Source organism: Streptomyces albofaciens JCM 4342, assembly GCF_008634025.1.
Lineage (GTDB): Bacteria > Actinomycetota > Actinomycetes > Streptomycetales > Streptomycetaceae > Streptomyces > Streptomyces albofaciens.
In genome coordinates this window covers 102,277-126,771 of sequence record NZ_PDCM01000001.1, presented here as the reverse complement: position 1 = coordinate 126,771, position 24,495 = coordinate 102,277, and the positions used below count along the sequence as shown (strand labels likewise).

At 71.9% G+C, this 24,495-nt stretch carries 23 protein-coding genes; 11 read left to right on the top strand and 12 right to left on the bottom strand.

The annotated features are described in order from the left end of the window. Positions 1–73: 73 nt before the first annotated feature. The 4 genes from CP973_RS00705 to CP973_RS00690 all read left to right on the top strand — a co-directional run bounded on the left by CP973_RS00705 (position 74) and on the right by CP973_RS00690 (position 3,345). Complete coding sequence (locus tag CP973_RS00705) at positions 74–664, top strand: hypothetical protein (protein ID WP_150236640.1); 591 nt, start codon at positions 74–76, stop codon at positions 662–664. Beyond that, on the top strand, positions 661–2,031 hold the full coding sequence (locus CP973_RS00700; RefSeq protein WP_150236638.1) for a carotenoid oxygenase family protein: 1,371 nt from the start codon (positions 661–663) through the stop codon (positions 2,029–2,031). Before CP973_RS00705 ends, CP973_RS00700 begins: the two co-directional genes overlap by 4 nt. Before the next feature lie 119 nt (positions 2,032–2,150). Then, positions 2,151–2,498 carry a hypothetical protein gene (locus CP973_RS00695; protein ID WP_150236636.1) on the top strand — a complete coding sequence of 116 codons (348 nt, stop codon included), beginning with the start codon at positions 2,151–2,153 and terminating at the stop codon, positions 2,496–2,498. A gap of 223 nt (positions 2,499–2,721) precedes the next feature. Continuing rightward, positions 2,722–3,345: a hypothetical protein gene (locus CP973_RS00690; RefSeq protein WP_150236634.1), complete on the top strand. Its 624-nt coding sequence runs from the start codon at positions 2,722–2,724 to the stop codon at positions 3,343–3,345. Here CP973_RS00690 and CP973_RS00685 read toward each other — a convergent pair. From CP973_RS00685 to CP973_RS00670, 4 genes are all read right to left on the bottom strand, one after another. After that, positions 3,316–4,407 (bottom strand): MerR family transcriptional regulator, encoded by a 1,092-nt coding sequence (locus tag CP973_RS00685; protein ID WP_150236632.1) that lies wholly within the window; start codon positions 4,405–4,407, stop codon positions 3,316–3,318. The genes CP973_RS00690 and CP973_RS00685 overlap by 30 nt on opposite strands. Positions 4,408–4,418: 11 nt before the next feature. After that, positions 4,419–5,342 (bottom strand): metal-dependent hydrolase, encoded by a 924-nt coding sequence (locus tag CP973_RS00680; RefSeq protein WP_208853110.1) that lies wholly within the window; start codon positions 5,340–5,342, stop codon positions 4,419–4,421. 90 nt (positions 5,343–5,432) lie between these two features. After that, on the bottom strand, positions 5,433–7,217 hold the full coding sequence (locus CP973_RS00675; RefSeq protein WP_150236630.1) for an SDR family oxidoreductase: 1,785 nt from the start codon (positions 7,215–7,217) through the stop codon (positions 5,433–5,435). Next, the gene (locus CP973_RS00670) at positions 7,214–8,092 is read right to left on the bottom strand and encodes a M24 family metallopeptidase (protein WP_150236628.1); all 879 of its coding nucleotides are present in this window, start codon (positions 8,090–8,092) and stop codon (positions 7,214–7,216) included. Before CP973_RS00670 ends, CP973_RS00675 begins: the two co-directional genes overlap by 4 nt. 394 nt (positions 8,093–8,486) lie before the next feature. Here CP973_RS00670 and CP973_RS00665 point away from each other — a divergent pair, with 394 nt between their 5' ends. The 4 genes from CP973_RS00665 (at position 8,487) to CP973_RS00650 (ending at position 12,380) form a co-directional block, all read left to right on the top strand. Continuing rightward, positions 8,487–9,680 carry an ABC transporter ATP-binding protein gene (locus tag CP973_RS00665; RefSeq protein WP_150242928.1) on the top strand — a complete coding sequence of 398 codons (1,194 nt, stop codon included), beginning with the start codon at positions 8,487–8,489 and terminating at the stop codon, positions 9,678–9,680. After that, positions 9,670–10,581, top strand: coding sequence for an ABC transporter permease subunit (locus CP973_RS00660; protein ID WP_150236626.1), 912 nt, complete (start codon positions 9,670–9,672; stop codon positions 10,579–10,581). The genes CP973_RS00665 and CP973_RS00660 overlap by 11 nt, the downstream gene beginning before the upstream one ends. A gap of 79 nt (positions 10,582–10,660) precedes the next feature. Next, a complete protein-coding gene (locus CP973_RS00655) occupies positions 10,661–11,572 on the top strand; it encodes an ABC transporter ATP-binding protein (protein ID WP_150236624.1) in 912 nt (303 codons plus the stop codon). 16 nt (positions 11,573–11,588) lie between these two features. Further along, on the top strand, positions 11,589–12,380 hold the full coding sequence (locus tag CP973_RS00650; RefSeq protein ID WP_244409216.1) for an ABC transporter permease subunit: 792 nt from the start codon (positions 11,589–11,591) through the stop codon (positions 12,378–12,380). A 141-nt stretch (positions 12,381–12,521) separates the two neighbouring features. Here the strand turns inward: CP973_RS00650 and CP973_RS00645 are convergent, their stop codons facing one another. The 6 genes from CP973_RS00645 to CP973_RS00620 form a co-directional block, all read right to left on the bottom strand. Then, positions 12,522–12,986: a VOC family protein gene (locus tag CP973_RS00645; protein WP_150236622.1), complete on the bottom strand. Its 465-nt coding sequence runs from the start codon at positions 12,984–12,986 to the stop codon at positions 12,522–12,524. A 68-nt stretch (positions 12,987–13,054) separates the two neighbouring features. After that, the gene (gene mltG, locus CP973_RS00640; protein WP_150236619.1) at positions 13,055–13,849 is read right to left on the bottom strand and encodes an endolytic transglycosylase MltG; all 795 of its coding nucleotides are present in this window, start codon (positions 13,847–13,849) and stop codon (positions 13,055–13,057) included. 306 nt (positions 13,850–14,155) lie between these two features. Then, complete coding sequence (locus tag CP973_RS00635) at positions 14,156–15,430, bottom strand: CynX/NimT family MFS transporter (RefSeq protein ID WP_150236618.1); 1,275 nt, start codon at positions 15,428–15,430, stop codon at positions 14,156–14,158. A gap of 153 nt (positions 15,431–15,583) precedes the next feature. Continuing rightward, positions 15,584–16,294, bottom strand: coding sequence for a FadR/GntR family transcriptional regulator (locus CP973_RS00630; protein ID WP_150236616.1), 711 nt, complete (start codon positions 16,292–16,294; stop codon positions 15,584–15,586). 271 nt (positions 16,295–16,565) lie between these two features. Further along, positions 16,566–17,864, bottom strand: a complete 1,299-nt coding sequence (gene lysA, locus CP973_RS00625; protein ID WP_150242924.1) for a diaminopimelate decarboxylase — start codon at positions 17,862–17,864, stop codon at positions 16,566–16,568. Between the two features lie 338 nt (positions 17,865–18,202). Further along, a complete protein-coding gene (locus tag CP973_RS00620; protein ID WP_150236614.1) occupies positions 18,203–18,520 on the bottom strand; it encodes an SAV_915 family protein in 318 nt (105 codons plus the stop codon). 347 nt (positions 18,521–18,867) lie between these two features. Between CP973_RS00620 and CP973_RS00615 the strand changes: the two genes are divergently transcribed. Beyond that, complete coding sequence (locus CP973_RS00615) at positions 18,868–19,692, top strand: MerR family transcriptional regulator (RefSeq protein WP_150236612.1); 825 nt, start codon at positions 18,868–18,870, stop codon at positions 19,690–19,692. 508 nt (positions 19,693–20,200) lie between these two features. Here the strand turns inward: CP973_RS00615 and CP973_RS00610 are convergent. Continuing rightward, on the bottom strand, positions 20,201–21,820 hold the full coding sequence (locus CP973_RS00610; RefSeq protein ID WP_150236610.1) for an MFS transporter: 1,620 nt from the start codon (positions 21,818–21,820) through the stop codon (positions 20,201–20,203). 162 nt (positions 21,821–21,982) lie between these two features. Here CP973_RS00610 and CP973_RS00605 point away from each other — a divergent pair, with 162 nt between their 5' ends. Together CP973_RS00605 and CP973_RS00600 are read left to right on the top strand one after the other, a co-directional pair. Beyond that, on the top strand, positions 21,983–23,035 hold the full coding sequence (locus tag CP973_RS00605; protein ID WP_150236608.1) for an Lrp/AsnC family transcriptional regulator: 1,053 nt from the start codon (positions 21,983–21,985) through the stop codon (positions 23,033–23,035). Then, complete coding sequence (locus tag CP973_RS00600; protein WP_150236606.1) at positions 23,032–23,715, top strand: rhomboid-like protein; 684 nt, start codon at positions 23,032–23,034, stop codon at positions 23,713–23,715. Before CP973_RS00605 ends, CP973_RS00600 begins: the two co-directional genes overlap by 4 nt. On the opposite strand, the gene CP973_RS00595 is transcribed toward CP973_RS00600, so the two are convergent. Then, positions 23,609–24,331 carry a hypothetical protein gene (locus CP973_RS00595; RefSeq protein ID WP_150236604.1) on the bottom strand — a complete coding sequence of 241 codons (723 nt, stop codon included), beginning with the start codon at positions 24,329–24,331 and terminating at the stop codon, positions 23,609–23,611. The genes CP973_RS00600 and CP973_RS00595 overlap by 107 nt on opposite strands. Positions 24,332–24,495: the final 164 nt, after the last annotated feature.

Sequence of the window (24,495 nt, the reverse complement as noted above, 5' to 3'; positions counted from 1 at the left end):
CGTCAACGCAGGACCTTCTACTTTCGACATGTCGAAGTTGGAATGTCGCTGGATGGCGGGGGAGTCGAGTTTCATGACCTACTTGCGGGGGTTCATCCCGTGGATCGCTTACGGAGCCGTGGCCTGGGCGTCGTGGCAGTGGGCCGCGCTGGCGGGCCTGCTGCTCGGTGGCGTACTGCTCTACATGGACCGCGCCGGGGGCCTGTCCCCCTCGCTCCGGGTCCTTGAGTACGGCACGCTCGTGTTCTTCGCGGGTCTCACCGCGCTCGCGTTCCTCCGCCCGGACAGCGGGCTGCGGGCTTACGACGGAGCCCTGTCGTCGGGCTGGCTGGCGTTGATCACCTGGGGCTCCATAGCGGTCCGCCGCCCCTTCACTCTCGCCATAGCCCGGCACCACGCGCCGCCCGAGGTCTGGCAGTCCCCGCTCTTCCTGCGGATCAACCATGTGCTCAGCGCGGCCTGGGCGGCGTCCTTCACACTCGCCGCGGTGGGGCAGGTCCTGGTCACGGCCTTCGGACTGGGCCCGGCCGCCCTGATCGCCGTCCACGTCAGTGCCTTCGTCATCCCGCTGCGCTTCACCGTGACCTACCCGGAGCGCGCACGAGCGCGCTTCCTGGAGAAGGCCGGCGAACGCTCCTACGTCCAGGAGGCTCGAACCGCATGACGACGACAGACCCTTCCGGCTCCGCCGCCCGGGCGGCCGGTTCCGCTTCCGCTCCTCCCCCACACCTCGCGGGCAACTTCGCCCCGGTGATGGAGGAACTCACCGCGTACGAACTGCCCGTCACCGGAGCGGTGCCGCCCGAGCTGACGGGCTGGTACCTCCGCAACGGCCCCAACCCACGGGACGCCGCGTCGGCGCACTGGTTCTTCGGCGACGGCATGGTCCACGGCGTCCGACTGGAAGGCGGCAAGGCCGTCTCGTACCGCAACCGCTGGGTCCGCACGGTGACCTTCACCGACGGCATACGTGTCGGTGACGAGCGAGGGGGTCACGGCCTGGCCGCCGGGGTCGCCAACACCCACGTGGTCCGGCACGCCGGCCGCACCTTCGCCCTGGTCGAGTCGTCCTTCCCGTACGAGATCGACTGCCGTCCGGGGCATGAGCTGGAGACCGTCGGTCCGTACGACTTCGGCGGTCGGCTGACCACCGCCATGACCGCGCATCCGAAGACCTGCCCGACCACGGGCGAACTGCACTTCTTCGGCTACGCCACCACGGCCGCGCCCTACCTGACCTATCACCGGGCCGATGCCGACGGAACGTTGGCGGTGAGCCGCCCCATCGAGGTTCCGGCGCCGACGATGATGCACGACTTCCACCTGACGGCGGAGCATGTGGTCTTCATGGACCTCCCGATGGTCTTCGACCACCGGTCGCCCGGCATGCCGTTCGTGTGGGACCCGGAGTACGGGGCCCGGCTCGGCGTCCTGCGGCGCGATGACCCGTACGGCCAGGTCCGCTGGTTCCCCATAGATCCCTGCTACGTGTTCCACTCGCTCAACGCGTTCGACGACGCGCAGGGACGCATCGTGCTCCATGTGTCCCGCTATCCGACGTTCGAGTTCAAGTCGTTGTCCACCCTGTGGCGGTGGACCATCGACCTGGCCTCGGGGACGGTCACCGAGGAACAGCTGGACGACCAGTCGGGCGAGTTCCCGCGCATCGACGACCGCATGGCGGGGCTGAACGCCCGGTTCGGACACATCACGCGGTCCGGCGGGCCCGGTTCCGGCCCGCTGCCGGGCGCGCTGATCCGCTACGACCTGCACGCCGGCACCAGCACCCGGCACGACTTCGGCCCCGGCCGCGCACCGGACGAGGCGTCCTTCGCCCCGGCGGACGACCGGCCCGACGGACCGGGGTGGCTGCTCACGTACGTCTACGACGCCGCCACGGACACCAGCGATCTGGTCATCCTCGATGCGGAGGACATATCCAAGGACCCGGTGGCCACGGTCCACCTGCCCCGGCGGGTGCCCCACGGCTTCCACGGGAACTGGCTCCCGGACCCGGAGCCTGTCCAGTAGCGGTTGAGCAGGCCCGCCCCCGGTCCCCCGAGTGCACGCGACCGAATGGCGGTCGGGGGCGCGCCGGTATCGGATGAGGGTGTCCACTCCGGACGGCTCCTGACGAGGGGAGAAGTCTCATGCGCGCAGCCATCGGTGCCGTGGTCGGGGCACTCACCGTGGCCGCCACGGCGGTCCTGTGCACCGCCGGTACGGCTACCGCCGACAGCCGGGACGGCAAGATCAGTCACGTCGTCCCTCTTGGCCACCCGGTCACGGTGGGGCACGTTGGCCACCCTGGGCGCCACGGCCGGGGCGTCGGAGCCCCCGATGACTGGAAGCACGTGGGTGGCAAGCATGTGGGTGGCACGCATGCTGACAGCGCGCGCATTGATCGGAAGCAGTCCGCACCGTCCACCGCCGCCCACAACTGGGGAGGAGGGAACTGGAACAGCAAGGTTGTCTTCGGTGACATGAAGCTCGACTGAACCGCCGGCCGAGCGGTGCCCCGGGGCCGCTGGAAGCGTCGGTCAGACGCCGGGGAAGCTTTGGCCAGAGCAGTCGGAGAGAGGCATCGGCAAGAGCGGGAGGGGGATCGACCGGAGTCGGGGGAGTCATCGGCCGGTGCCCGGGAAGCGTCGGGGGTTGCTCAGGGGTGTGTCCGGGGGTTCCCGGAGGCTGGGGTGGTCGTTGATCGCCGAAGCTCGGTGCATGACAACTACGACGTGGGGGCGGTCGGCGTTCATCGCCGGACCGGGGTGCATGGCGGCGTACGGGCTGATCCGGTTGGTGGACACGGAACGGGGGCCGGGACTCGCCTGGTCGGTCGGGCACCTCTTCCTGCTGGCGGGGGTCCTGCTCTTCGTTCCCGTGCTGCTGGGCTTGCGGCGCCTGGCGGTGCGGCAGGGTGGCACGCAGCGGGCGGTGGGCACCGGGCTGACGGCGTTGGGGCTGGTCGGGGTGGCGGCCGTGGCGGTGCAGGCGGGCATCGACCTGCTCGTCGCGTACGTCTCGGCGGATCACGAGGCCATGAGGGAGCTGTTCGCCAGGATTCAGGGGGTGCCCGGGGTGATGCCCGCCGTCTACACGGTGGTCCCGGTGCTGTTCTACGTCGGTCTGCTCCTGCTCCTCGGTCAGTTGGCCGCCCTGCGGGTGATCAGTGCGTGGCGGCCGTTGGCCGTCGTGGTGGGCACGGTGGCCATGACCGCCACGCTCGACCTGTTGCCCGTGGCCGCCCTGCTGTTTCTCCTGGCCCTCGCACCGCTGGGACGGCTCGTCCCCACGGGGCAGGCCGGGGCCGTACGGTCAGCCGGGTGGGGTACGGCGGGCGGCTAGATCGTCCATGACACGGGCGTGGACCTCGCGTTGGGCGGCCGCGGCGATGAAGGCCGCCGCGTTCTCCCGGCCGACCAGGTCACGTACGGCTCGGACGGTGTCGGCGGGGAGCGCGACCACGATCGGCTCGGAGCCCGCCTGCGTACCGGTGCCGACCTCGGTGGTGGGCCGCTCATCGGTGGCGGGTTGGTCCTCGATGGCGGGCCGACTCCCGATGGCGGGCCGGCCCTCGGCGGTGGGCCGGACGTCGGCGGTGGGCCGGACGTCGGCGGTGGGCCTGCCCCCGACCTCGATATCACCCCCCACCCCCCGACCACTCAAATCGCCGAGGTGGTGATGGATGTACCGGGTGGCCAAGGTGCGCATGGCGCGGGCCAGTTCGGCGTCGACGGTCTGCTGGGCCAGAGGGCGGAGGCGGCGTACGAGGTCGGCGGCCTCGGTGGCTTCGGCGTCGGTGGGCTGGTGGTCCAGGTAGGGGTGGAAGACGTACTCGGTGGTGAAGTCCAGGAAGCGGGCCGCGATGTGTTCGACCTGGCCACGCAGTTCCCGCAGGTGACCGGAGATGGCGGTGAGCGGGACGCCCGCGGAGTGCAGCTCGGCCGCGACGGCCAGTTCCTGGGGGCTGGGGACGCGGAAAGTGTCGTCGTTGCCGGGGAGGCGCTCCAGCACGCCCAGTTCGACGGCGTCCGCCAGGGCCGCATCGTCCGGCGTGCCGCCGAACGCCGCGTCCAGCTCGGCGCGTGTGATGCGGGCCGCCTCCTCGTCGCTCCAGGGGCCGTCGATCTCGGCGACCAGTCCCAGGACGCCGCCGAGGCCGCGTCCGGTGTCCCAGGCTTCGAGGAGTTCCTTGATGCTGGCGAGGGTGTAGCCGCGGTCGAGCAGGTCGGCGATGCGGCGCAGCCGTTCCAGATGCTCGTCGCCGTAGACGTTGGCCCGGCCGCGGCGCTCCGGCCTGGGGAGGAGGCCGCGGTCCTGGTAGGCGCGGATCGTGCGGACCGAGGTGCCGCTGATGTGGGCCAGGTCCTCGATGCGGTACTCGGCCGGCGGCGGCTGGTCGGTCAATGCGGTGCTCCTTACGAGATGGCCGCGCGGCCCACCGCGCCCGCCGCGGCGCGGGCTGCGGGTGAGGACGCCAGATATGCGACGGCCGTGCGCAGCGACCCTTCCTGCGAGGGATGGTACGACCGCTTCAGGTAGCGCGGTACGGCGGCGCCCAGCTCGCGCCAGGTCGGCAGGAGCTGTTTCCGTACGGCCTTGTTGTGCTCGCGCAGGGAGTAGCGCAGGCGGCCGGCCAGTTGTGGGTCGTGCCGGAGGAGGTAGGCCGCGCCCCAGGCCCACAGGTACAGGAGCACCGGGGCGGTGACGGCCATCCCCAGGACGCGGCGGGCGTAGCGGGGCAGGCCCTCGCCGCCCGTGTGCTCGTACATGTCGAAGGCCACCGCGCGGTGCTCGACCTCCTCCGCGCCGTGCCAGCGCAGCAGGTCGAGCATGACCGGGTCGGGGCGGGCCCGGTCCAGGCCGTCGGCGTGCAGCACCCAGTCGCCGAGGACGGCCGTGAACTGCTCGATGGCGGCTATGAGGGAGAGCCGGAAGCGCAGCCACTCCTGGGTGGATATGGGTGCCGCGAACGGGGGGCGTTCACCGAGGAGGTACTCGAAGAGGAAGTCGACGTGCTTGGTGTACGGAGCGGTGTCCAGGCCCTGGTGGGCGAGGTGCTCCAGGACGTGGGCATGCTGGACGCTGTGGGTGGCCTCCTGACCCATGAAGCCCTTCACGTCCTTCAGCAGCGCGGGGTCGCGGACCAGTGGCAGCGCTTCCTTGAAGACCTTGACGAACCACCGCTCGCCCGCGGGCAGCAGCAGGTGCAGCACGTTGATGACGTGGGTGGCGGTGGGCTCGTCCGGTATCCAGTGCAGCGGGGTGTCGCGCCAGTCGAACGAGACGCGGCGGGGCGTGATCGTGTGGTGTTCCGCCGGTCCTTCGGGGGTCGTGGTCACGCTGGGGCTCCTGACGTGGGTCGTGAGGGAGGGCGCCGGGGCGGCGCGGCGGTGCGCGCCCCGGCCTGCCGGCACCGTGACGAGCGGGCCCTACATCGGCGGCTCGACGCGGGCGAGGGCACGCAGGGCGCGCGGGGCGATGCGGGACATCAGGTGGGCGCCGCGGGCCTCGGGCGTGACGGGCACCACCGCCTCGTTGCGTGCCACGGCCCGCAGGATCGCCGAGGCGACCTTCTCCGGCGGGTAGTTGCGCAGCCCGTACATCCGGGACACCTTGGCCTGGCGGCGCTTCTCCTCGTCCGCGGAGACGCCGGTGAAGCGGGCCGTCGAGGTGATGTTCGTGTTGACGATGCCGGGGCAGACGGCGGTGACGCCGATGCCCTGGCCGGCCAGCTCGGCGCGCAGGCACTCGCTGAGCATGAGCACCGCCGCCTTCGAGGCACCGTAGGCGGACAGGATGCGGGACGGCTGGAAGGCGGCGGCCGAGGCCGTGTTGACGATGTGGCCGCCCTGGCCGCGCTCCGCCATCTGCTTGCCGAAGAGGCGGCAGCCGTGGATGACGCCCCACAGGTTGACGTCCAGGACCTGCCTCCAGTCCTCGGTGGTGGTGCTGAGGAAGGGGCCGGACACGGCGATGCCGGCGTTGTTGACCAGCACGTCGACGGTGCCGTACTCGGCGGCGACCTTGGCGGCCAGCTTCTCCATGGCGGCCTCGTCCGACACGTCCACCGTCTCGGCCCACGCCTGCGGGGCGCCGACCAGCCGTGCCAGGTCGGCGGTACGGGCCGCCCCCTCGGCATCCCGGTCCACGGCTATGACGCGCGCGCCGGCCTCGGCGAAGGCGAAGGCGGTGGCCCGCCCGATACCGCCGGCCGCGCCGGTGATCAGCACCAGCTGCCCGCCGAACCGGTCGGCGTACGGGCCGGAGGCGACGACCTCCTTGGCCGGGTCACCCTCCTCCTTCGCCGTCACGAACTCGACGATCCAGGCGACCAATTGCTGCGGCCTGGTGCGCGGCACCCAGTGCTTGGCCGGGAGGGTGCGCCGCACCAGATGGGGCGCCCAGTGGTCGAGGTCGTCGTAGAGCCGCTGGGACAGGAAGGCGTCGCCGGTGGGCGTGATCAGCTGGACCGGGCAGTGGGCGTAGGCGTCGGCGCGCGGGCGGCGCAGCCGGGCCCGGACGTTGTCGCGGTAGAGCCAGGCGCCGTGCGCGGCGTCCGTGGGCAGGGACGGTGTCGGGTACGCGCCCGGGGGCACCTTCTCCACCCGCTGAAGGATCTTCGGCCAGCGCTTGCCGAGCGGGCCCTTCCAGGCCAGCTCCGGCAGGACCGGGGTGTGCAGCATGTAGACGTACCACGACTTGACGCCCTGGCTGAGGAGTTGGGCGGCGCGGCGGGGGGTGGGCCGGGACGCGCGCTTCTTGATCCAGTGGCCGAAGTGGTCCAGCGACGGGCCGGACATCGAGGTGAAGGAGGCGATCCGGCCCTCCGTGCGCCGGACCGTCGCGAACTCCCACGCCTGCACCGAACCCCAGTCGTGGCCGACCACATGGACCGGCCGGTCCGGGCTGACCGCGTCCGCGACCGCCAGGAAGTCGTCGGTCAGCTTCTCCAGGGTGAAGCCGCCGCGCAGCGGCTTGGGCGCACTGGACCGGCCGCAGCCGCGTACGTCGTACAGCACCACGTGGAAGCGGTCGGCCAGGCCGCGGGCCACCTCGGACCACACCTCCTTGCTGTCCGGATAGCCGTGCACCAGCACCACCGTGGGGTGCGCGGCGTCGCCCAGCTCGGCGACGCACAGCTCGACCCCGCCCGTACGGACCCAGCGCTCCCGCGCGCCTTCCAGGCCCGTCTGCCCCTGCTCCTGCCCGCTCACGCGGCCCCCTCCTCCTGCCAGCGCCGCACGTGCGGCAGATCGTCGTCCAGCCAGAAAGCGCTCTCCTCCGGGTCCGCGGAGTCCGTCACGACGAGGATCTCCTCGAACTTCGCTCCCGTGCCGCGGAAACCGAGGTGCGGTTCGACCGCCCACAGGCCCGGCTGCGGCGGGTGGTCGGAGAACTTGTACGGGCTCCACAGGGGCGACCAGCCGTCGCGGTGGCCGTGCAGCGCGTCGGAGGCCAGGCCCTTCAACGACTGCGTGCCGAACCCGAAGAGCGTCGGCGACCAGCGGCGGGGCCGTACGCGGTCGACCTTGTGGGCGATGACGCCGAAGGGATAGGCGCGGTGGCGGTTGGCGTATCCCTGGCGGACCATGAGCCGCTCGACGTCCTCGTAGATCTCCCGCAGCGGGCGGCGCTCGCGCACCTCGCGCAGGATCAGCTCGCGGTGCGCCGCGAGGTCGGCCAGCAGCCGGTCGTGGACCGGGTTGAGCCCCAGGCAGCCGGAGTAGCCGATGTCGGCCGTGAACCCCTGATGCACCGGTGCCATGTCGAGGATGAAGGCCATCCCGGGCTCCAGGCGCCGGTCGGTGGGGAAGAACTGGAGCGGTATGCGGAAGTTCGTGAACGCCGTGCGGTCGCCGAACCAGGCGAAGGGGAGGTGGAACCAGTCCCGCACCCCGCGCTCGCGCAGCCACCGGCGCTGCATCCGCGCCGCCTCCCGCTCCGTCACCCCCGGCCTGAGCTGTGCGGCGACCGCCTCGGCACAGGCGTACGCCAGCCGCTGCACCTCTTTGAACCCCCGTAGGTCGGCGGCGAGTCCGCGTCCCCCGCCGCCCCTGCGGGCCGTCGCGGCCCCTGTCGCTGAGGTCATGGCCAACCGTCCGTCCCGTCCGTGAGCCGATCATCGCGGTACGTGCCCGTAACTTGACACTGATGAATGTGACAATGCTCGGCGGTGACGTCAAGGGGTCCGTCGAGCCTGTGGAAAACCCGCGGCGCGGCACGCGCTCCCGCGGTCCTTACGCCGCCCCGCCCCCCCGGCCACCCGTCGCCCCATCGCCCCGCCGCCTGTCATCCCGTCGCCCCGTCACCCCATCGCCGCGCCACCGCGCCGACAGAGCCCACCTACGCCCGTCCACCACCGCACCGGGGGGAACCAAAGCACGACCTCCCCTACGGGCCCCTACGCCTGTGGTCGGACGCTGATCCAGCCGCCTGGTCTGACGACCGGTGTGGTCCGCGCCACTACCGTCGATGACGTGACTGTGATCGTGACCGAAAGCCTGAGCAAGCGGTACCCGAGGGTGACCGCGCTGGACCGGCTCACCGTGGACATCGGCCCCGGGGTGACCGGCCTGGTGGGTGCCAACGGCGCCGGCAAGTCCACCCTGATCAAGCTGCTGCTGGGGCTCGCCCCGGCCAGCGAGGGGTCCGCGGCCGTCCTCGGCCTGGACGTGGCCACGGAGGGCGGCGCCATCCGCGAGCGCGTCGGCTACATGCCGGAGCACGACTGCCTGCCGCCGGACGTCTCGGCCACCGAGTTCGTCGTCCACATGGCGCGGATGTCGGGCCTGCCGCCGACCGCGGCCCGCGAGCGCACCGCCGACACGCTGCGGCACGTCGGCCTCTACGAGGAGCGCTACCGCCCCATCGGCGGCTACTCGACGGGCATGAAGCAGCGGGTCAAGCTGGCCCAGGCGCTCGTCCACGACCCGCAGCTGGTGTTCCTGGACGAGCCGACCAACGGCCTGGACCCGGTCGGCCGCGACGAGATGCTCGGCCTGATCCGCCGTGTGTACACAGAGTTCGGCATTTCGGTCCTGGTCACCTCGCACCTCCTGGGCGAGCTGGAGCGCACCTGCGACCACGTCGTCGTCATCGACGGCGGCAAGCTGCTGCGCTCCTCCGCAACCGACGACTTCATGCAGCTCACCGCCTCCCTGGCCGTCGAGGTCACGGACACCGACGAGCATCCGGACGGTACGGAAGCGCTGCGCGCGGCCCTGACCCGTGCCGGGGTCGCGGTGACCACCGCGACACCCGGCTCGCAGGGCGTGGCCTCCGCCGCCCACCTGCTGTACGTGGAGGCCACCGGCGAGGAGACGTACGACCTGCTGCGCGACACCGTCGCCGACCTGGGGCTCGGACTGGTACGGATGGAACAGCGCCGGCACCGCATATCCGAGGTCTTCCAGAACGGGGACGCGGCCGGCGGGCAGGACGCCCAGACCGCGCGTACTCAGCCCGCGCGTACCCAGGCTGCGCAAACCCCGGACGCACCGGCCCGCGCGGACGCCTCGACCGACCCAGCCGCCACCACGGCGGAGGCCCCCACCGCAGCGGAGGCGCCCACCACGGCTCAGGCCTCCACCACAGCGGATGCCCCACCCTCAGCGAAGGCCCCCGCAACGACCGCCCACCGAGCCCCCAAGGACGGAGGCGCCCCCGATGCCGCCTGAGACCAGGACCCCCGCGCCCTCCGGAGCGGCGCAGGACGTCATCCACGACATCGGCTACCGCCACTTCGACGGCCCGCGCCTCGGCCGCGCCTACGCCCGCCGCTCGCTGTTCTCACAGAGCCTGCGCGGCGCCTACGGGCTGGGCCGCTCCGCCAGGTCCAAGGTGCTGCCGATGCTGCTGTTCGCCGTGATGTGCCTGCCCGCGGGCATCATGGTGGCGGTCGCGGTCTTCGCGAAGATGAACGACCTTCCGGTGGCGTACACCAGGTACGCGATCTACCTCCAGGCGGTCATCGGCCTCTACCTGGCCGCCCAGGCACCCCAGTCCGTCTCCCGGGACCTGCGCTTCCGGACGGTGCCGCTGTACTTCTCGCGCCCCATCGAGCGCGTCGACTACGTGGCGGCGAAGTTCGCCGCGATGGCGAGCGCGCTGTTCATCCTGACCGCCGCGCCGCTGCTGATCCTCTACGTGGGCGCGCTGCTGGCCAAGATGGACTTCGTCGACCAGACCAAGGGGCTGGCCCAGGGCCTGGTCTCGGTGGCGCTGCTCTCGCTGCTGTTCGCCGGCCTCGGCCTGGTGATCTCCGCGCTGACCCCGCGCCGCGGCTTCGGCGTCGCCGCCGTCATCGCCGCGCTGACGATCCCGTACGCCGCGGTGAGCGCCGTCCAGGGCATCGCCGCCGTACAGGGCCAGGAGGGCGTCGTCGGCTGGCTCGCGCTGTGCTCGCCCATCACGCTCATCGACAGCGTGCAGGCGACGTTCCTGGGCGGCACCGCGTCGTTCCCCGACGAGGTCCAGCCGTCCACCGCCGCCGGCCTGGTGGCGCTCCTGGTCACCCTGTGCGCCGTCGCGGGCTCGTACGCGCTGCTGATGCGCCGCTACCGGAAGGCCGGCCTGTGACCGCCCGCCCCGCGCGCCGGAAGGCGCTCCCGACGCCCGCCACCGCCCTGCGAACTCTCCGAAGGAACGGGCCGCGCCCATGACGACCATCCAGATCGACCACGTCTCCCGGTGGTTCGGCAACGTCGTTGCCGTCAACGACATCACCATGACCATCGGCCCCGGTGTCACCGGCCTGCTCGGCCCCAACGGCGCGGGCAAGTCCACACTGATCAACATGATGGGCGGCTTCCTCGCGCCGTCCGGCGGGACCGTCACCCTCGACGGCCGCACCGTCTGGCGCAACGAGAGCGTCTACCGCCACATCGGCATCGTGCCCGAGCGCGAGGCCATGTACGACTTCCTCACCGGCCGCGAGTTCGTCGTCGCCAACGCCGAACTGCACGGCCTGGGCAAGGACGCCGCGCGGCGGGCGCTGGCCACCGTCGAGATGGAATACGCGCAGGACCGCCGCATCTCCACGTACAGCAAGGGCATGCGCCAGCGCGTGAAGATGGCGTCGGCGCTGGTCCACGACCCGTCCGTGCTCCTGCTGGACGAGCCGTTCAACGGTATGGACCCGCGGCAGCGGATGCAGCTGATGGACCTGCTGCGGCGGATGGGCGCCGACGGCCGTACGGTCCTGTTCTCCTCCCACATCCTCGAAGAGGTCGAGCAACTGGCCTCGCACATCGAGGTGGTGGTCGCCGGGCGGCACGCGGCGTCCGGCGACTTCCGCAAGATCCGCCGCCTGATGACGGACCGGCCGCACCGCTACCTCGTACGCTCCACCGACGACCGGGCGCTGGCCGCCGCCCTGATCGCCGACCCGTCCACGGCCGGGATCGAGGTCGACCTCCAGGACGGCGCGCTGCGCATCCAGGCCGTCGATTTCCCGCGCTTCACCGCCCTGCTGCCGCGGGTCGCCCGCGACCACGGCATCCGCCTCCTGACGGTCTCGCCCTCCGACGAGTCCCTGGAATCGGTCTTCTCCTACCTCGTCGCGGCCTGAAAGGAGCCTGTAAGCGATGTCAGCGACCTCATCGGTCCGGCCGGACCCGTCCCCGGCGCCCGCTGCGGGCCCCGCCCCGGTGCCCTCGGTCTTCAACCCCACCGTCGCCCGGCTCACCTACCGGGCGCTGCTCGGCCGGCGCCGCGCGCTCATCCTGTTCGCGCTGCCCGCCCTCCTGATCGTCATCTCCGTCGCCGTCCGGGCCCTGGCGGGCGCCGACGACTCCACCGCCAACGGCGTCCTGGGCACCTTCGCGCTCGCGACGATGGTCCCGCTGATCGGCGTCATCGCCGGTACGGGCGCGATCGGCCCGGAGATCGACGACGGCTCGGTCGTCTACCTGCTGGCCAAGCCGCTGCGCCGGTCCTCGGTCATCTTCACCAAACTGGTCGTGGCGATCGGCGTGACGGCCGCGTTCTCGGCGGTCCCGGTCCTGATCGCCGGCTTCGTCCTGAACGGCAACAGCCAGCAGATCGCGGTGGCGTACGCGGTCGCCGCGGCCGTGGCCTCCGTCGCGTACAGCGCGCTGTTCCTGTTCTTCGGCACGGTCAGCCGGCACGCGGTCGTCTTCGGCCTGGTCTACGCCCTGGTGTGGGAAACCCTGGTCGGCAACCTGGTGGCGGGCGCGCGCACCCTGAGCGTGCAGCAGTGGGCGCTCGCGACAGGCCAGAAGATCGGCGCGGAGGGCGCGGTCACCTCGGAGGTGGGACTGCCGCTGGCGGTCGTCCTCCTGGTGGCGGTCACGGGCCTGGCGACCTGGTACGCGGGGCGCAAGCTGCGGTCGTTGACGGTGGCGGGCGAGGAGTAGGCGCGCGGATCGCGGTACTGGGAGCAGGCGCTCGGCCGGGGATCCGGCCGGGCGTTTTGCGTGGGTGGGCGTCGCGCTCGGAGCGGGGGCGGGGACGGCCGCACCCTGAGCTCGCCGAGCCGTCTTCCACCGGCACGGCCATCACGCCCCGCCCTGCGCGGCGCAGAACTCGTTCCCCTCCGGGTCCTGCATGAGCCACCAGCGTCCGGCCGGGCCCTGATCCACCTCCCGGACGCGCGTTGCCCCCAGGCTCTCCAGGCGGGTCACCAGCGCCTCCAGGCCACCGGGTCCGCTGTGGACATCCAGGTGCAGACGGTTCTTGCCTGTCTTCCCTTCGGGAACGTCCTGGAAGAGCAGGCGTCGTCCGCGGCCGACGCCGCTGGTCTCGTCGTACGGGTCCTCGGGGTGGCGTATCGCGGCGTAACCGCGGAAGGTCTTGCGGCCGTGGTGCTCGGCGACCGCTTCCTCCTTGAGGTGGCCGGCGGCCAGCAGCTGTTCGATGAGAGCGCTGGGGTCCTCCACCTCGTACTCCAGGGCCGCGGCCCAGAAGTCCGCCAGCGCGGAGGCGTTCGTGCTGTCGATGACCAACTTCCACGTCAGTGCCATGCGGGAAGTTATACCGGGCACCACTGACACCGGGCCTGCGCCGAGTACGGGCGGGCCGGCCGGCGGTGCTACCGCCCGTGCCGTTCGTTGAACTCCCGTACGTTCGCGCGGTGCTGCGCGTAGTCGGCGGTGAAGCGGGTGTCGCCGGGGGCGACCGTCACGAAGTACAGCCAGTCACCCGCGGGCGGCCGGGCCGCGGCCCGGAGGGCGTCCTGGCCGGGGTTGTCGATCGGGGTCGGCGGCAGGCCCTTGTGCCGGTAGGTGTTGTACGGGCTGTTGAGCTTGGTGTCCGTGTGGCTGGTGTTGAGGGAGCTGCGTCCGAGGGCGTAGTTGATGGTCGAGTCCATCTGGAGGGGCATGCCCCGGTCGAGCCGGTTCTCGATCACCCGGGCGACCTTGCCCATGTCGGCGGGCCGGTCGGCCTCGGCCTGCACGATGGAAGCGGTGATCACCGTCTCGTACGCACGGATGCCGTCGGCGGCGTGCTTCTCGGCCGCGGTGTTGGTCATGAACGAGAGCAGCGACTCGGGCGTGGTGTCGTCGTCCACCGGATACGTCGCGGGGTAGAGAAAACCCTCCGGATCGCCCTTCGCCGCCTCCGGCAGCTTCAGCCGGGCGCGCGTCGCGGCCTTCTTCGTGGTGCCGGGCGCGACGCCGAGGGCCTTGTCGGCCGCCGCGTACACCTGGGTCGCGCGCCAGCCCTCCGGGATGGTGAGGGGAGGCTGGCCGGGCCCGCCGAGCAGGCGCGTGACCAGCACCGCGATCAGCGCCAGGACGACGCAGAGACCGATGGCCAGGAACAGCCGGCCCCTGCGGGTCAGCCGCGAGCGGGGGCCGTGGCCGGTGTGCAGCGCATCGCTCATGGGGGCACGGTAAGGCAGGTACGCCTGGTCGGCGCGTTGTGGTTGGTGCGTGCCGTTGGAATCATCGGGGCGTCGCCGGGTCACGTCGGTGTGAAGGTCAGGTTCGTACGGCTGCGGAGTCCGTACGGATACGAGCCCCGTCCTGTTACGAGCCCCGTACGGTTACGAGATCCATACACCTACGTACGGAAGTGGCCCCGTACGGAAGCGGCCCCGTGGATCGCGAGCACGGCAAGCGGTCCACGGGGCCCTTCGGAACGTCAGAGGGCCCTTCGGAACGTCACGGGGCCTTTGGAACGTACGGGATCAGGCGCCGATCCTCCGGTCGCGCCCCGCGCCCATCCCCAGCAGCACCAGGCCCGCGCAGACGGCCAGCAGCAGCACGATCGGCACCGTCCAGCCGTGCGTCGCCTGGTGCACCGCGCCGAGAACCAGCGGTCCGGCGGCGGCGAGCAGGTAGCCCCAGGTCTGCGCCATGCCCGAGAGGCGGGCGGCGGTGTGCGCGTCGCCGGAGCGCAGCACCATCATCGTCAGTGCCAGGCCGAGCGCGCCGCCCTGGCCGATGCCCAGGAGAATCGCCCAGACCCAGGCGCCGGCCACCGGGGCCACGAGCAGACCGACGATGCCGCAGGCCATCAGGGCGGTGACGGCGACGGCCAGCAGCCGCTGCCGCCGCATCCGGCCGGCGAGCATCGGCACCACGAACGAACCGGCCATCTGCACCAGCGTGCTGAAGGCGAAGACCAGCCCGGCCGTGGCCTTGCTCATGCCGTGGTCGGTGAAGATCGTCGGCATCCAGGCGATCATCACGTACGCGATCAGCGACTGCGAGCCCATGAAGAGCGTGACCTGCCAGGCCAGCGGGGAACGGCTCAGCTTCGGGCCGTCCTCGGCGGCGTGCGCGGGCGTCGCGGCGGGCTGCCCGTGCCGCGTACCGCGACGCGCGAGCACCGCCTGCGGGATCCAGACGACGGCGGCGACCGCGGCCAGCAGCGCCCACGAGGCCAGCGAGCCCTGCCAGCCGCCCAGCGCGTTCTCCAGCGGCACGGCGGAGGCGGCCGAGACGGTGGCGCCGAGGATCATCGCCGTCGAGTACAGGGCGGTCATGCCCGCGGCCCGCTCCGGGAAGTCCCGCTTGATCAGGCCGGGCATCAGGACGTTCAGCAGGGCGATGGACGTACCGACCACCGCGCAGCCCACGAACAGGGCGACCACCGGCGGCGCGATGCGCAGCAGGATGCCGCCGCACAGCAGCACCAGCGCGCCGCACAACACCGTCTCGGTGCCCCAGCGGCGGGCCAGCTTCGGCGCGACGATCGAGCCGAGGCCCATGAAGACCAGCGGAATCGTCGTCACCAGGCTGCTCGCGGTGGCGGCCAGGTGGAAGTGCGTGCCGATCTCGCTCACCAGCGGCGAGACGCCGGCCAGCGCGGCGCGCATGTTCAGTGAGGCGAGCACGATGCCGAGCAGGACCAGGACCGGGTGCGCGCGCAGCCGGCGGCGGGCCGCGGCGACCGGCGGGGCCGGGGCCAGGTCCTCCTCGGCGTCGATCAGTGGTGCTTCGGGCCGGGTCCCTGACATGGGTTAGTGACTCTCCTTGCGTGGGGGTGGGGTGGGCGTACGGGTGGGGGCGGAGGCGGTCGTACGCATGTGTGGGCGGATGGGGCGGACGGGGAAGAGGGTGGTGAGGAGGGGGTGGAACGTTTCCGCGATGGCTGCGCCCCGTCCTGTCCCTCACCGCTCCGCGAGCAGCTTCTCCACCGCCCGTTTCGGCGGCTCCAACAGCGCCCGGGCGGCTTTCTCCGCCGCCTCCGGGTCGCCGGACGCGATGGCGTCCAGGACGGCCCGGTGGTCGCCGTGCACCATCTGCGGCATCTGCTCGTCGCCGAGCGAGGAGAGCAGCGCTTCGCGCACGGAGCTGCTGAACCAGGCGTACGTCGCGGTCAGCGCGCTGTTGTGCGCGGCCTCCACGACGGCCCGGTGGAAAGCCACGTCATGGTCGGCGTACAGCTCCAGGTCGCCACCGAAGGGCTGCCCGTCGGCGGCCTCCAGGGCGGCCTGTGCGTCCAGCGCGGCCCGCATCCGCTCCAGGTCGTCCGGCCGGTGCCGCTGGGCCGCCAGGCGGGCGGCCTCCGCCTCCAGGGCGATGCGCAGCTCCAGTACGTCCCGGATTCCGGCCCGCTGGACGCCGCGCATGATGTCGCCCGGGTCGGCCTGGGAGACGACGAAGGTGCCCTCGCCCTGCCGGGAGCGCAGCATGCCGGCGTGCACCAGGACCCGTACGGCCTCTCGGACGGTGTTGCGTCCTACCTGTAGCTGTTCGGCCAGCGCGTGCTCGGTGGGGATGCGCTCGCCCACCGGCCAGGTGCCGGCGGCCAGCTGGGCACGCAGGGCGTCTACGACGGTGTCCACGAGGGACTGCCGTCCCGCTGCCTGCAATGCCATGTGCACATCCTCGACTCGGTGACTCGGTGACTCGGTGACTCGGTGACTCGGTGACTCGGTGACTCGGTGACTCGGTGAGTCAGTGACTCGGTGAGTCAGTGGCTCGGGGCGGTGACTCGGCTCCGGCCGTACGTGCGGACAACCGCCAGCCACCCGGTTACCCGGTTGCCCAGTCATCCTACAAATAATTGCTGCATTGTGCACGGAGTCTTCACTCCGTACACAATGCAGCGGTCCGGGCCGGGGTCACAGCCCCGTGTCGGGCCGGGCGTCACAGCCCGATGTCGCGCTCCTGCATATCGGCCAGCGACTCCCGCCGTACGAGCGTGCGCGCCTGCCCGTCCACGACGGCGACCACCGGCGGGCGGCCCACCAGGTTGTAGCCCGAGGCCATGGACAGGTGGTACGCGCCCGCCACCGGTACGGCGATCAGGTCGCCGGGCCGTACGTCGCCGGGCAGCCGTACGCCCGCGGCGAGTACATCGCCCGCCTCGCAGTGCCGCCCCACCACGCTCACCGGCGCGGGCGCGGCGCTCGACCGGCGCCCGACCAGCCGGGGCGCGTACCGCACCCCGTACAGCGCGGGCCGCGGGTTGTCGCTCATCCCGCCGTCGACGGCCACGAAGGTGTGCTCACCGGTCCGCTTGACGGACAGCACCCGGTACAGCGCGACGCCGGACGGGCCCGCGATGGCGCGGCCCGGCTCGACGGTCAGCCGGGGCACCGGCAGTCCGGCCGCCGCGCAGCCGCCGGCCAGCTCGGCCCGCACCTTGGCGCCGAGCGTCGCGATGTCCATGCGGGCTTCGCCGGGCCGGTAGGCCACGCCGTGGCCGCCCCCGATGTCCAGCTGAGGCAGCGTGACGCCGTGCTGCTCGTGGATACGGGCCAGCAGGCCCACCAGCCGCCGGACGGCCGACAGGAACGGCTTGACGGTGGTGATCTGCGAGCCCAGGTGGCAGTGCAGCCCGACCAGGTGCAGCCGCGGCTGCCCCAGGATGCGGGTGATGGCGTGCTGTGCCGAACCGTCGGCCAGGGAGAGGCCGAACTTCTGGTCGTCGGTGCCGGTACGGATCTTGGCGTGGCCGCCGGCCGCGATGCCCGGAACCACCCGTACGAGGACCTGCTGCCGGGACCCGGCGGGGACCGCGGCGGCGAGCCGGGCGATCTCGGAGGTGCTGTCGATGACGATCCGGCCGACGCCCAGGCGCAGTGCGGTGTGCAGGTCGTCCGGGCTCTTGGCGTTGCCGTGCAGCACGATGCGGGAGGGCGGGAAGCCGGTGGTGACGGCGAGTTCCAGCTCGCCGGCGGAGCAGACGTCCAGGCCCAGGCCCTCCTCCCGTATCCAGTGGGCCATGGCGCGGCAGAGAAACGCCTTGGCCGCGTACAGGACGTCGGCGTCGGGGAAGGCCCGCAGGTAGGCGCGGCAGCGAGCGCGTACCTCGGCCTCGTCCAGGACGTACGTGGGGGTGCCGAAGCGCTCGGCGAGCTCGGTGAGCGGGACGCCGCCCACGGAGAGGTCGGCGTGCGGCAGTTCGGCCGTCGAGGCGGGCCAGACGGAAAGGTCGTCCAGGGAACTGTCAGGGGATCCGGCCGGGGAGCTGTCAGGGGACCCGCCCGGGGATCCGTCCGGGGATCCGTCATGAGGGGCGCTCGGGGATCCGCTCTGGGATCCGCTCGGGGACCCGTCATGAGGGGCGCCAGGGGACCCGCTTGGGGACTCGTCATAAGGGGCACTCGGGGACCCGTCATAAGAGTCACCCGGGGATCCGCTCGGGGGCCTGTCCGAGGAGCCGTCCGGAGTCCCTCCCGAAGATGCGCCCGGAAGGCCGGGGCGGGTCGGTTCGGCCGGCTGTCCGGTGGTGCGCTGCGGTGTCGTGGTCGTCGCGGTCATGGTGTCGTTCGCCCTTCTCAGACGGCCCGCAGCAGCGGCGTACGGCGGGCACTCGGGGCGAGGCGCGGGTCCACGGTCAGGACGCGGGCGCCGAGCGGCTCGGCGAGGGCGCGCAACGCGGGCTCGGCGAGCCGGATCCACGGCTGGTCGGTGCCGAGCGCCGCGGCGAGCCGCTGCGGTGAGGTGAAGCCGACGGCGGTGCGGCCGCCGAGCGGGGTGCGGAACAGGCGGGCCGTACAGCCCGCGGGGCCCGGCCGGACGGGGACGAACAGCAGCCCGGCCGGGATGCGTTCGGCAGGCTCGGGATCTTCCTCGTACAGATGCTGCTGGGACACGGCGACGCTCCTCGTGCTCGCACAGGACCGGCCCCGGACCGGTGGGAAGGGAAGTGCCGGGGCTCCTCCTCGACGCTATGCCCGGACCGGCACGCGTTCGGCGGCGTACTGACGCATCGTTGACGGTCCGTGGACGCCCCTTGACGCAATGCTGGTGCCCCGGCGCACGCTCCGGTGCACGACGGGGACGCACGACCCGGCGCGAGTCCGCGCGTACCTCGATTCCCCGGGACGAGCCGGCCGGACTTCCGCGAGGATCGTTACGGCCGGGCTTCACCAGGACCGCCCCGGCCGACGGCCGCCCCCTTGACCTTCACACCGTGGCAGGCCCTGCACTGGGAGACGTCATGTTCACCATCGGAGATTTCGCAGGTCACGGCCGAGTGTCGGCCCGCATGCTGCGGCACTACGACGCCATCGGGCTGCTGCGCCCGGCCCGTACGGACCCGGTCACCGGCTACCGCTACTACGAGGCCGGGCAGCTCGCCCGCCTCAACCGCATCATCGCCCTCAAAGACCTCGGCTTCAGCCTCCAGCAGGTCGCGGCCGTCCTGGACGAGCAGGTGAGTGCGGCGGAACTGCGCGGCATGCTGAGGCTGCGCCGGGCCGAGCTGGCGGCGGCGGTCACGGCGGCGGGCGCCCGGCTGGCCCGGGTCGAGGCGCGGCTCCGGACGATCGAGGAGGAGGGGCGGATGGCCGTGGAGGAGGTGGTGGTCAAGCGCGTCGAGGCGGTACGGGTGGCCGAACTGACCGGCACCGCGGCGAGCTTCGGGCCCGAGGACATCGGACCGGTGATCCGTCCGCTGTACGCGGAGCTGTTCCGGCGGCTGACCGCGGCGGGCGTCGAGCCGTCCGGCCCGGCGATCGCGTACTACGAGGACGCGCCGGAGGGCGGGGACCGGATCACGGTGCACGCGTCGGTCCCGGTCGCGGCCGCCCCGCGGCCGGACCACGACTTCGCGATCGTGGATCTGCCGGCCGTCGAGCGGGCGGCCACGGTGGTGCACCGCGGCCCGATGGAGCGGGTGCTGCCCACCGCGCAGACGCTGGCCCGCTGGCTCGACGACAGCCCCTACCGCTCCGCCGGCTACCCGCGGGAGCTGACGCTGGAGTGCCCGGAGGACCGGGAGCGGTGGGTGACCGAACTGCAGGAGCCGATCGTGGAGAGGTGAGCGTGAGGGCCGGGGGTCGGGACGAGGGCCTACGAAGGAGGGCGGCTCCGTGCGCCTTCTGTGCGCCGGGCGCGCGAGGGGCGCACGGGATCACGCGTGATTCAACGCCCGTGAACGCGTCTGTACGCCCGAATCCAAGGCGTCGAGGCGCAACCGAGGTGCAATCGACACGCAACCGAGGGGCTACGGAGTGCGCCAACCCAAGCTTGAGCTAAGGGGATTGGAAGGAAACCCGAAGATTGACTTGGGGATGCGGGCGCGAGGAGGATCGGGACACGGCGCCAGGCGGCCACCCGGAACCGGCTACGGCGCCGGACGGTTCCGGGGGCCGACCCGTTGATCTTCTGTTGTTGCCGACTACTTGTTGTGATCGGCCCGTTGTGATCGGTCCGTTGTGACCGGCTCGTTGTGGCCGACTACCTGTTGTGGCCGTCCCGTTGTGGTCGCCCGGCGTGGCCGACTCGCCGTGAGTCGGCCACGCGGTGACGTTGTTCGTACGGGGCTGCCGTCACCCCTGGTCCACGCCGACCGGCGTACCGGCGGCGGCCGTAGCCGTATCGTCCGTACCGGATCCGGCCGTGCCAGAGCCCGATTTCGATCCCGATCCGGATCCCGAACCAGACCCTGTACCAGGCCCCGACCCCGAACCCGACCCCGAATCCGAACCCGAACCAACCGCCCCCGAACCAGCCGGAGCCGTACGCCCCGCGGAATCGCTCCGCTCCGAACTCCCGCTCCGCTCCGGACCCCCGATTCGCACGACGGCCAGCACCAGCAGACCCGTCGCCACCGCGACGATGCCCGCGACCAGGGACACCCGGGTCAGGCCGTGGACGTAACCGACGCCCGGTCCGGCGTGTGCGCCCGCGGACCGCACGCCCTGCGTGAAGACCGTGCCGAGGATCGCGATGCCCAGCGCGAAGCCGAGCTGGCGGAAGGTGTTCACCGCGCCGCTGGCCATGCCGGCGCGCTGCGGCGGGGCCGCGCCCAGCGCCGCCGAGACCAGTACGGGCATGGCCATGCCGATGCCGACGCCGCTGATGAGCAGGCCCGGCGTGAGGACCGCCCAGCCGGAGTCGTCGTTCAGCAGCAGGACGTGCAGCAGCGGTCCGGCGCCGATCAGCAGCAGGCCGACGCCGATGGGCACCCGCGGCGCCAGCCGGTGCAGGAACCGGCCGCCGAGCATGCCCACGGCCATGGACGCCGCCGCCATCGGCAGCACCGCGAGACCGCCCATCACGGGGCTCAGGCCCAGGATGTTCTGCACCCACAGGCCCACGTACGTCAGGTACGGGAACGCCGCGGCCTGGAGCAGCAGCGCCGCCACCATCAGGACGGCGAAGACCGGGCGCCGCATCAGCTTCAGGTCCAGCAGCGGCTGGGCCGTACGGCGTTCCACGGCCACGAAGACGACCAGCGCCAGCAGGGCCACCGCCAGCGACAGCAGTGTGCCGGACTCCGTCCAGCCCTCCTCGCCGCCGCGCATCAGCCCGTACGTCAGTGCGCCCGCGCAGAGGGTGAACGCGCCGGCGCCCGGCCAGTCGATGCGTCCCGTACGGTCGCCGTACGACTCCGGTACCGACCGCAGAGTGATCCACATCGCCACCGCCGTCAGCGGCAGGTTGACCAGGAAGATCGCGCGCCAGTCCACGTACTGGGTCAGCACGCCGCCCAGCAGCGGGCCGACCGCCGCCGCGGCACCGCCCGTACCGCCCCAGATGCCGAAGGCGACCCCCCGGTCACGGCCCTGGTACGCGGCCATCAGCAGCGGCGTGTTGGTGGCGAACATCGCCGCCGCGCCCACGCCCTGCACCGCCCGTGCGGCGATCAGTACGCCCTCGTCGGGCGCCAGGCCGCAGGCCAGCGAGGACAGCGCGAACAGCGCGAGCCCCGCCAGGTACAGCTTGCGGCGTCCGAAGAGGTCGGCCGCCGAACCGGCCACCATCAGGAGCGCGGCCAGCGCCAGCGCGTAGATGTCCATCACCCACTGCAAGGAGGTGAAGGAGGCGTGCAGACCATCGGCTATCCGCGGCAGCGCCGTGTTCACGATCGTCACGTCCACGAGCAACATGAAGTTGCCCAGGGTGATGGCGACCAGCGGCCACCACCTGCTCCGCCCGTTGTGCATCAAGATCCGCTCCACCCGTTGTGCATCAGAAACCTCTGTGGTCATCGCTGTCTTATGGCGTCATTCGTTCCGTCCCCCCGCACCAGAATCCGGGCGGCACCCCCGCCACTCCCAGCCACGGCGTACCGTGCGGCGCAATCCGACACGGGTTAGCCTTTCCTGGTGAAAACCGACGGCTTCGACGAGCTGGACCGGGGACTGGTCCACGCCCTTCAGCTCGACGGCCGGGCCCCGTTCAGCCGTATCGCCGAGGTCCTCGGCGTCTCCGACCAGACCGTCGCCCGCCGCTACGGGCGGCTGCGCGGCGCCGGGATGATCAAGGTGCTGGGGCTCGCCGACCCGCCGGCCCTCGGCGAGATCGAATGGCTGGTACGGGTGCAGTGCACGCCCGACGCGGCCGTCGCGGTGGCCGAGGCGCTGGCCCGGCGCACCGACACGTCCTGGGTGAGCCTGATGTCCGGCGGCACCGAGATCGGCGCCGTCTGCCGCGCCGCCAGCAGCCGGGACAGTGACGCGCTGCTGCTCCAGAAGCTGCCGCGGACCCCCAGCGTGGTCGGCGTCACCGCGCACTGCATGCTGCACGAATTCTTCGGCGGACCGCTGGGCCTGGTCAACAAGTCCGGCGCGCTGACCGAGGAACAGGCCGAGCGGCTGCGCCATCCGGCGTCCGCCGCGGCCGACCGGCGCACCGGCGCGCCGCCCGCGCGCACGTCGCCCGTCGCGCTCACCGCGGCGGACCACCGCCTTCTGGACGCGCTCGCCGAGGACGGCCGTACCGGCCTCGCCGACCTGGCCACGGCCACCGGCTGGTCACAGTCCACCGTCCGCCGCCGGCTGTCCGAGCTGCGCGCGGACGGCGTCCTCTACTACGACGTCGACTACGACGCCCGGCACTTCGGCTTCGGCGTCATGGTCTCCCTCTGGCTCTCCGTCGCCCCCAGTGAACTGGCCGCCGCCGGAACCGCGCTGGCCCAGCATCCCGAGGTGGCCTTCGCCTGCGCGACCACCGGCCCGCACAATCTCTTCGCGTCGGTACTGTGCCCCGATGTACGCGCGCTGTACACGTACCTCACCACCCGTATCGCGGCGCTGCCCGGCGTGCGGCACATGGAGTCCTCGCCGCTGATCCGCCGGATCAAGGGGGCCGGGCCGCACGGCCGGGGCCGGATCGTCTCCGGCCCGCTCACCGCCGCCCCACCGGGCCGCGCACGATGAAACCCGTGCTCCCCGCCGCACCGGCCGACCGGGTGGCGGCCTGGGTACGGTCCGCGCCCGGCACCCACGTCTGGCTGCTGGTTATCGGCATCACCAGCCTCGTCGTCGCGGGGGCCACCGAGGGGCTGGGCGACTTCCTCCTCCACCGCACCAGCAGCAACATCCACGAGCTGAACCGGCACCCCCTCTCCTCCCTCCTCATCAGCGGCTTCTGGATCGAGGACCCGTCCTCCTTCCTCCTGTACGCCGTCCTCTTCGAGCTGGTGCACGCCAATGTCGAGCGCTGGCTGGGCACCTGGCGCTGGCTGCTGACGATCGGCGTCGCCCACGTCACCGCCACCCTCGCCAGCCAGGAACTGGTCCTGCTCGCCATCGAGGGCCACCGGTTGCCCCGCTCCATGACGCACGTCGTCGACATCGGCGTCTCGTACGGCCTGGCGGCGGCGGCCGGCCTGCTCGCCTACCGGCTGCCGCCGCCCTGGCGCTACCTCTACCTGGCGTCCGTCATCGGCTTCTTCGGCATCCCGCTCCTGTCAGGCGCCACCTTCACCGACATCGGACACGCCATCGCGCTCACCCTTGGTCTCGCCGCCTGGCCCTTGACCCCGGGTGCCGGTGCGGACGCGGCAGCGGACGCGGACCGTACCGCAACTCCCGGACGTCCTCCGCCAGATCACTGAGCCGCAGACTCATCGCGCACACGACCCGGTTCGTCGCGTCCAGCCGCCGGTCGAGCCGGTCCAGCCGCACGGAGATACGGCCGATCACCGGCCCGAGGTCCCGGAGCACGGGCCCGATGTCGGCGAGCGACGATTCGACGTGGGTGAGGCGGTGGTCGAGGGACTCCAGGGTCGGCCCGCCTTCCGCCTGCCGGGGCACACCGACGCGGCCGCGCTCCTCGGCGTCGAGGAGGTACGTACGCACCGCCCGCGCGACCTCGCTGTCGCGGAGGAGCATGGCGATGTTGAGGATGGTTCGGCGGGTGTAGAGGGTGAGGTGGGCTCGGCCCTGTGGATAACTATGCTTTGAAAGGGACAAGTTGTCCCTTTCAAAGACCCGCAGGTCAGAGCCTCGCAGCACCTGCAACCCGTTGCAGACGAGTTCTGTCCGGTGCCGTTGGGTGAGCTTCTTGATGACCTCGTTGTGGACAACGAAGTAGTCAGCGACGCCCTCTGTGATCGCGTGGGTCCCATCCGGCAACAGGACGAGCGCCTTCACCTTGTCGAGGACCTCGGTGCGGCCCATCACACTGTCGCGCATGGCCCGCGACTCCAGCAGTACAGCTTCGGGTGGCATCGGAATGCCCTCCACTCAAACCGGAACGGTTTGAAAGGGACAGGGTGTCCCTTTCAACTGGACGCCCGTATCCAGGGCTACAGGAGCGGAGGCTGCTCACGGATGCCACTACCTCTATGTCCGGGTCTCAGCCGTACGGTTGCACCGCGTCACGGCCGTCACCG